Annotated in this window: 9 protein-coding genes, 1 tRNA gene and 2 pseudogenes; 9 read left to right on the top strand and 3 right to left on the bottom strand. The window is 34.1% G+C overall.

Going from position 1 to position 6,340, the window contains the following annotated elements; translation table 11 throughout:
- Nucleotides 1-579: 579 nt before the first annotated feature.
- From KI356_RS26480 to KI356_RS26450, 7 genes and pseudogenes are all read left to right on the top strand, one after another.
- Nucleotides 580-789 carry a helix-turn-helix transcriptional regulator gene (locus KI356_RS26480; RefSeq protein WP_088082801.1) on the top strand — a complete coding sequence of 70 codons (210 nt, stop codon included), beginning with the start codon at nucleotides 580-582 and terminating at the stop codon, nucleotides 787-789.
- A gap of 2 nt (nucleotides 790-791) precedes the next feature.
- The gene (locus tag KI356_RS26475) at nucleotides 792-1,169 is read left to right on the top strand and encodes a permease (protein ID WP_212936938.1); all 378 of its coding nucleotides are present in this window, start codon (nucleotides 792-794) and stop codon (nucleotides 1,167-1,169) included.
- Between the two features lie 28 nt (nucleotides 1,170-1,197).
- Entirely contained in the window at nucleotides 1,198-1,380 is a 183-nt protein-coding gene (locus KI356_RS26470; RefSeq protein WP_001178300.1) for a DUF3976 domain-containing protein, read from the top strand.
- 134 nt (nucleotides 1,381-1,514) lie between these two features.
- Entirely contained in the window at nucleotides 1,515-1,877 is a 363-nt protein-coding gene (locus KI356_RS26465) for a hypothetical protein (protein ID WP_212936937.1), read from the top strand.
- Between the two features lie 16 nt (nucleotides 1,878-1,893).
- A pseudogene (locus KI356_RS26460) lies at nucleotides 1,894-2,141 on the top strand (hypothetical protein).
- Nucleotides 2,086-2,307: pseudogene (locus KI356_RS26455) on the top strand (hypothetical protein); the annotation flags it as partial. The pseudogenes KI356_RS26460 and KI356_RS26455, both read left to right, overlap by 56 nt.
- Nucleotides 2,308-2,464: 157 nt before the next feature.
- Nucleotides 2,465-3,061 (top strand): hypothetical protein, encoded by a 597-nt coding sequence (locus tag KI356_RS26450; RefSeq protein WP_212936935.1) that lies wholly within the window; start codon nucleotides 2,465-2,467, stop codon nucleotides 3,059-3,061.
- Here the strand turns inward: KI356_RS26450 and KI356_RS28365 are convergent.
- Nucleotides 3,014-3,496 carry a hypothetical protein gene (locus KI356_RS28365; protein ID WP_238486247.1) on the bottom strand — a complete coding sequence of 161 codons (483 nt, stop codon included), beginning with the start codon at nucleotides 3,494-3,496 and terminating at the stop codon, nucleotides 3,014-3,016. The two genes, KI356_RS26450 and KI356_RS28365, sit on opposite strands and share 48 nt — an antisense overlap.
- Nucleotides 3,497-3,810: 314 nt before the next feature.
- On the opposite strand from KI356_RS28365, the gene KI356_RS26440 reads away from it, so the two are divergent.
- Both KI356_RS26440 and KI356_RS26435 read left to right on the top strand, forming a co-directional pair.
- The gene (locus KI356_RS26440) at nucleotides 3,811-4,464 is read left to right on the top strand and encodes a hypothetical protein (RefSeq protein WP_128282208.1); all 654 of its coding nucleotides are present in this window, start codon (nucleotides 3,811-3,813) and stop codon (nucleotides 4,462-4,464) included.
- A 251-nt stretch (nucleotides 4,465-4,715) separates the two neighbouring features.
- Complete coding sequence (locus tag KI356_RS26435) at nucleotides 4,716-4,901, top strand: hypothetical protein (RefSeq protein WP_238486246.1); 186 nt, start codon at nucleotides 4,716-4,718, stop codon at nucleotides 4,899-4,901.
- 275 nt (nucleotides 4,902-5,176) lie between these two features.
- On the opposite strand, the gene KI356_RS26430 is transcribed toward KI356_RS26435, so the two are convergent.
- Both KI356_RS26430 and KI356_RS26425 read right to left on the bottom strand, forming a co-directional pair.
- Nucleotides 5,177-5,247, bottom strand: a tRNA-Val gene (locus KI356_RS26430).
- Nucleotides 5,248-5,816: 569 nt separating this feature from the next.
- Complete coding sequence (locus KI356_RS26425) at nucleotides 5,817-6,314, bottom strand: Rha family transcriptional regulator (RefSeq protein WP_212936934.1); 498 nt, start codon at nucleotides 6,312-6,314, stop codon at nucleotides 5,817-5,819.
- Between the last annotated feature and the right edge of the window lie 26 nt (nucleotides 6,315-6,340).

Below are 6,340 nucleotides of genomic sequence, written 5' to 3'. Positions count from 1 at the left end.
TTGGTATACCTACATTAATACCTATAATTGTTGCATTTAAATATAGGTATAATTGTTGGAATATTTCGATAAGATTTAGTTAGAAGTATGTATATTGAAATAATAAGCGTTTTCATTGATATTATACAACAATATAACGGAATATAGTATAAAAAATAAAAAATTATGAATTTATCGTAAACTTTATATCGATAGTGTTAAATATTGAAAGGAAAACGAAGGATTTCTACAAAAAAAGTGGCTATACATAAAAAATGCTTCATAAACCGTTAGTTTCTATAAATATGGCGAAAAACAACGTAAAAACAATAGCGCATTTCACCCAATAAGGAGAAGAATGAAATATTTTAAAAGGATAAAACAAATATGGAGATATTAAATTTTCACAAAAGCGGGGAGGAGATATAGTAACGGATATATACATTGTTCCATGTTTCATTTCAAAATAGACGTGCTGAATTTGAAAAAGTTTCTTCTATATAAATAGAATGCAAAATAATCCAAATGAATGTAAAGGAAACTTTACGTAAAGCTTCCTTTACATATATACTCGGTATAAGGGAGGAGGGAGAAATTTCCTTGGAAAATAAAATGGTCGAATACCGAAAAAAATTTGGACTATCTCAAGAAAAATTGGCTGAGAAACTTGGGGTTTCCAGACAAACCATCATTTCAATTGAAAAAGGGAAATATGATCCATCACTTCCATTAGCATTTGAAATAGCGAAAACATTTCAGACAACGATAGAACATGTATTTATTTATGAAGGAAAAGTAGAGGGGGAGTAGGGATGAATTATTCACAAAAGTACTTTTTAATCATGGGAATTATTTTCTTTATTATGAGCGGAACTATGGTATTAGCAGGCATAATGACGCATTCGGCACCACCGGCTCCAATTTATACAGTACTTGCGATGATGATAATGTACTTCTGCTTAAGTTACTTACACCCACAATTTAAAGAAAAAGATGAGCGAATGAAACTTATTCGTTATAAAGGGATGTTCTTCAGCTTTTTTGCGCTAACAGCATATTATCTTCTTTTCTCTTTCGGCTTAAACTTAAAAATAATTACACTATCTGCAACTGAACTATTGAATATACTTATGGCACTTACAATGAGTACCGTCTTTATCTCATTTGTTGTTTTATCAAAAAAATATTAAGATGTAAGAGAGAAAGGAAGATTAACATATGCAAATGATGTATGCTTTTGGCATAGGGCTCGTTTTATTTTTAGCCGTATTCTTATTCATTCGTAAAGACGTTCAAGGCGGGACGTTAACGAAAAGAGGATTTTATAAAATGATTGGCTGTTTAGTCGTTATGTTTATAGCGATTATCGTAATGATTGTTTTAATAAATCAGTCACTATAGAATTTAAAAACGGAACCTTACTTCGGTAAGGTTTTTCTTTTTGAAGGTAAAACTAAAAATTACCATAAAATCCATTTACTATCTATATCGTATATTGTATAATCCAATAAAATGATAGATAGGGAGAATAGTATATGAATAAAAAAGCTATCTTCTTTATAGCAATATGTCTACTACTTATAGCTAGTATTACTTATATAATATGTAACAAACGAGAACAAGTGCCACCTATATTAGTATGGGAGGGCCAGGAATACTACGTTACGAATGAGCCTGCTAAAGCAGAAGAAGTCGGGCAAAAACTTGGCGAAGTGACAAAGAAAATTGAAACAAGCAAACAGCCTACTAAAGATAGTGAATCCAACATATTACAAGAAAAAACAGAAGTATTTGAAATGATTTTAGAAGAAGAGGATGAAAGGCGGCCCATACTTGTAAAAGAACCTCGTGGTGAAGAATATAGAGTAGCAAGGCCGATGTTAAAACAGGTACTATAATAAGAAGGAGACTCATATGCAGACATTAACCTCATATTCGTGGTCGTTAAGAACAACATTTGTCTTTTTCTTTGTTTCATTCTGCCTCCTATCAGTGCCGTTTACATTGTGATGAATAGAAAGGCACTACAAAAGAGAGACATTATTTTATATCTTTTCTTTGCAAATATTAATATATCGCTTTGGTTATCCCCTATGATTTTTGATCGGAGTATATGTAGAATTTCAAGAACGACCGGTTGTCGCCAAGCAATTAGCGGTTAATGTATGTCAATACATGTTCCAAGATCGATATGAGGATATTAAAGCGTTCGAAAGTTACCGTCCTTGGACAGATTGGTTTTACGGTATTGCATGGGATGCTACTTGGATGGTGTTAGATAGTAAGGATCATAAACTGTGGTTCATTTGTGTTACAGGTACAGATTGATGAAGAAAGCTTTGTAGAAATACTACAAGGCTTTTTCGTTTTCATGGAAAGAATAGAAAACAAATCATATAAATGCTATGCTAAAAAATGTTTGTAATGTCAGTTTCATACTATTGTATAGTGATGACTTACTAGAAAAGATAAGAGGAGAATGAACGTGAAAAAGATAAAGAAAGTATTGCTGTTAATGATGGTAGTAGGACTAACAGTTGGTGTTCTAGCAGGATGTGCAAATCCGAAAGACTCTGTAGAAGAATTTTTAACAGCGATACAAAAAGATGATTTAGAAAAAGCACGCACATTTGTTGAAAGTGATAAAGAATTCAGTAAATTAAATGAAAAAACAGATGATGCTGACGGAAAAGCGATGCTAAGCGCAATTACGAAGGGTTTTAAATTTGAAAAACTAGAAGAAGTATCAAAAAAAGATGACAAAGCAGAAGTTAAAGTGAAAGTTACATCTGTTGATCTATCTGTTGCCGTAACAAAAGCAATGGGAGAAGTTATGCCAATGGCCTTCGCTAGTGCCTTTAGCGAAGGCAAAGAGCAATCCGAAAAAACGATAGAAAAAACAATGACATCAACTATCATCAAAAACTTAGCGGATAAAGATGCAGCAATGGCAACTCGCGAAGTTACATTGAACTTAAAGAAAGACAAAGATGGCGACTACAAAATCGTAGCTGATGACAATCTACAAGAATTGTTATTTGCTAATGCGAAGTCTTTGGAGAAGATGTTTGGTGGGAAGTGATTTAGTTCTTGTAAAAGAGCGATATTCACAAAACGTTAGAGTGAGAATTTGAAAGTAGTTAAAAAAGATGCCAGCATTTGCGGGCATCTTTTTTATGCAATCTATAAAAATATGCTTATAACAAGCAATTATTAGTTGTTTATGTTCCATTCCTACTGCGACTGCTAAAAGTTGAAGGTCAGCTGCAACGTCAGAAAAATCTGTAGGCTCCATCCACCCTGATTTTTGTGATGCTTCGTCGATTTTTTTAGAGACGGCATCAGCTTTCGTAATAAAATCAGCTTTAATATCCTTTGTATTTTGTGTATCTGTTTCAGTGTTTGTCGCTTTTACAGTAATGGACTGTGTTGATGATGCTGAATTGCTACATCCGGCTATTCCTGAAGTAATAGCAAGTGCGACGAGTGCGATAGATAAATGTTTTTTATGTTTCATGTTCCATTGCTCCTTATATGTAGTTCAATGCTGTGATTGTAATGGAAAATTTTGAGTGAGTACCCATTAAAGTATATTAATATCATTTGTTTATATTAACTATAGGATGTTAATAACCAGACAAAGAAAAAAATTTTAGTATAGAGGGATAGTGGCTTACTACATGGAGAGCGTATAAGGTTGGTCATAAAAATTATTCAAGATGGGGAAGAAGTTAGATGGAATAGTAGACGAGAAATCTTGCATTTTGTAAGTTATAAATATATTAAAGATATGATATATTAATATAGTAAATTCAATTGGAGGAATAAATTATGAAAATTGTAAAGTCAAAGAAATTATGGATAACTTTAGCGGTGATCGTTGGATTAGTAATTTCATATTCGATTGGTGCCAGTGGAGCCAAGGTCGCTATTGAAAAAGAAAAGGTTACATATGATGAATTGAAAAAGCAAATCGATGAGAAAGAAAATGAATTAATCTACACGAAGAGCGAAGTCAGAAAAGGCATTGACGAAGAGCAGAAGAAGCTTGATGCTAAGAAGGAAGAGGTAAAGTCAACACTGGCTCTAGTAGATAATAAAAATCAGCTAACATCAGAAATTGATAAGCTTAGCAAGGATGTAGAAGCTAAGAAGGGTGAAGTAGGTAAATTAGATGGGGATATCCAAGCTAAGAATAGCGAACTACAGAAGCTTACAGAAGGTGTTAAAGCTAAGCAGGAAGAGCCTAGAATGTTAGGTGCAGGTGAATACATCGTGGGCAAAGATATTCCTGCTGGTCGTTATAAGGCTACGGCAGTAGGTCGTGGTAGTAACTTTGTTGTATTCGATAGCAAGAGTGGTTCAGCAACAGTAAATACCATTCTGGGCAATAGTTCAGTAGGTCGTGGAGATTATACTTTCTTCGCTGGTAGTGGTGATATTATCAAGACAGCAGAGCAAGTTAAACTTATTCCAGTTGAATAAGTTTAAAGAAATGCTGGAAAGAAGGAGTTAGAAAACCTTCTAAAGCAATTACAAGAAGCTAAAGCTAAGAGAATCGACCACAATTGCAGTCATCTTTGTGAGTATCGTAGGCTTCATAAGATTAATAAATAATAAGATAGACAACAGGAGTAAATACGATCATGAAAAAATGGATAATTTGGGCGGTAATTTTTTATATACATTCGGCGGTACTGCTATATAAGGGAATTGACAAAATCGAAGGGTATTATATGGCTAGTGAATACAGTGAGTTAAATAAACACGTTTATGTGGGTGGAGACGCGTACAACTACATTATTAACTCGAATCTACTTACAGCGTTCTTTGTACTTAGCGCAGCATTCTTTATCGCAGGGACTCTTTTAATCGCTACCGGATCGATTATCAAGGCTCTTAAGGAAAAACAAGTGGCATAAGCGGTTGAAGTACCAATAATACTATATGAAAATGGATTTTTTTGATATTATCCCCTTTAGATAGGCAGTGTAGAGAAAGCTACATTATTACTTGAAGGGGATTTTTCGTGTTTGGAAAGTTGGGTAAATAATACATATTTAGAAGGATTGATGTCATTTAAATGGAGAAGGACATAGTGATACAGAAGTTATTATAATTGACTGCTAGTTCTGTCGGTTAAATTATCATATAAAAATAGCGATCTACCAGTTGGTAGATCGCTATTTTTACCATATGACCCCGGTGAGGCTCGAACTCACGACCTCCACCCTGTCAAGGTGGCGCTCTCCCTGCTGAGCTACGGGGGAAACGTTGATTTAAAGGCATTTTCACGAGTTTGTATAAACGAAATTCTATTAAAAAAGCAATGGTTATTGTAAGTTATGTGACCATTTGTGACCACAAAAATTATGTTCTTAACTGTCTGTATAATGGTAAATCTCCTCAGTATTTGAGGGGACTTTTTATTACAAAACAAATTACATAGTTAGCATGAATTAAGTGTTGGAGTAAAGTTAGACCAAGCAGCTTATACAAGTGTATGTAGAACGGAAACAAGAAGGGGACAATATAAAGCGAGATAACGGGCTGCTTTAGAGCAAAAGATAAACTAGCAATTATGATTAGATTAGGGCTGATATCAAGAAAGGTAGGTTTGATACTTAGGATGGTGGGGGGGATTTTCGACATATTACAGTCCTTTTACTACAGAAATATAGTATAGTAGCCTATTTCACACGTCACGTAGTAAAAAATTCCGACACGAGACGGATATTTGATGCTTTTCATCCAATAAAAATACTTCAACAATGAGTATTTTTAAAGTAAACCTCGAGGCGGGTATGTAGCATTTGCTTAGGGATATACTCCCTCTACTAAGCAGAAAAGTATTTGGATGTCGAGAGTACCAGTGCAAGTAACGCTTCTTTATATGTCGTTGGCAATTTAGATTGTAACTCCTGTTTTAGCTGATTCTCCATATCATAGAATCGTTCAACATAAGTTGCTGTGAAGAGAATACCTTTTTCTCCAGTTATTTTGTTGGCAATCATATCACAACCTTTACGAGTTAAGAAGAAGCATGGCTTCACTCGATTTGATCCATCAATATATGTTCCTTCGACAAAGAAATTAGATGCCCTCAAATCTGAGGAGACCTCCAAAGTGCTAATATATCCTTTGATATCACGCATCAAATTGTCATGTCGCTTCCCAGTAATTTCTGCTACATCAATACTACTTACTACTAATTGTTCATCTTTTTCCATTACTTGTAATTCGTTTGCTATCGTAATTCCTCCGCTGTAATTTAATATATGTTGCAATACTTTTACTTTAGTTAGGATAATATTCGTGGACTTCTGTTGCGCCACGGAATAATTCTTTCTTCATTTCTAAT

It is taken from the genome of Bacillus hominis (genome assembly GCF_018332515.1).
Classification (GTDB): Bacteria; Bacillota; Bacilli; order Bacillales; family Bacillaceae_G; genus Bacillus_A; species Bacillus_A hominis.
This window is presented reverse-complemented; position numbering and strand designations above follow the sequence as displayed.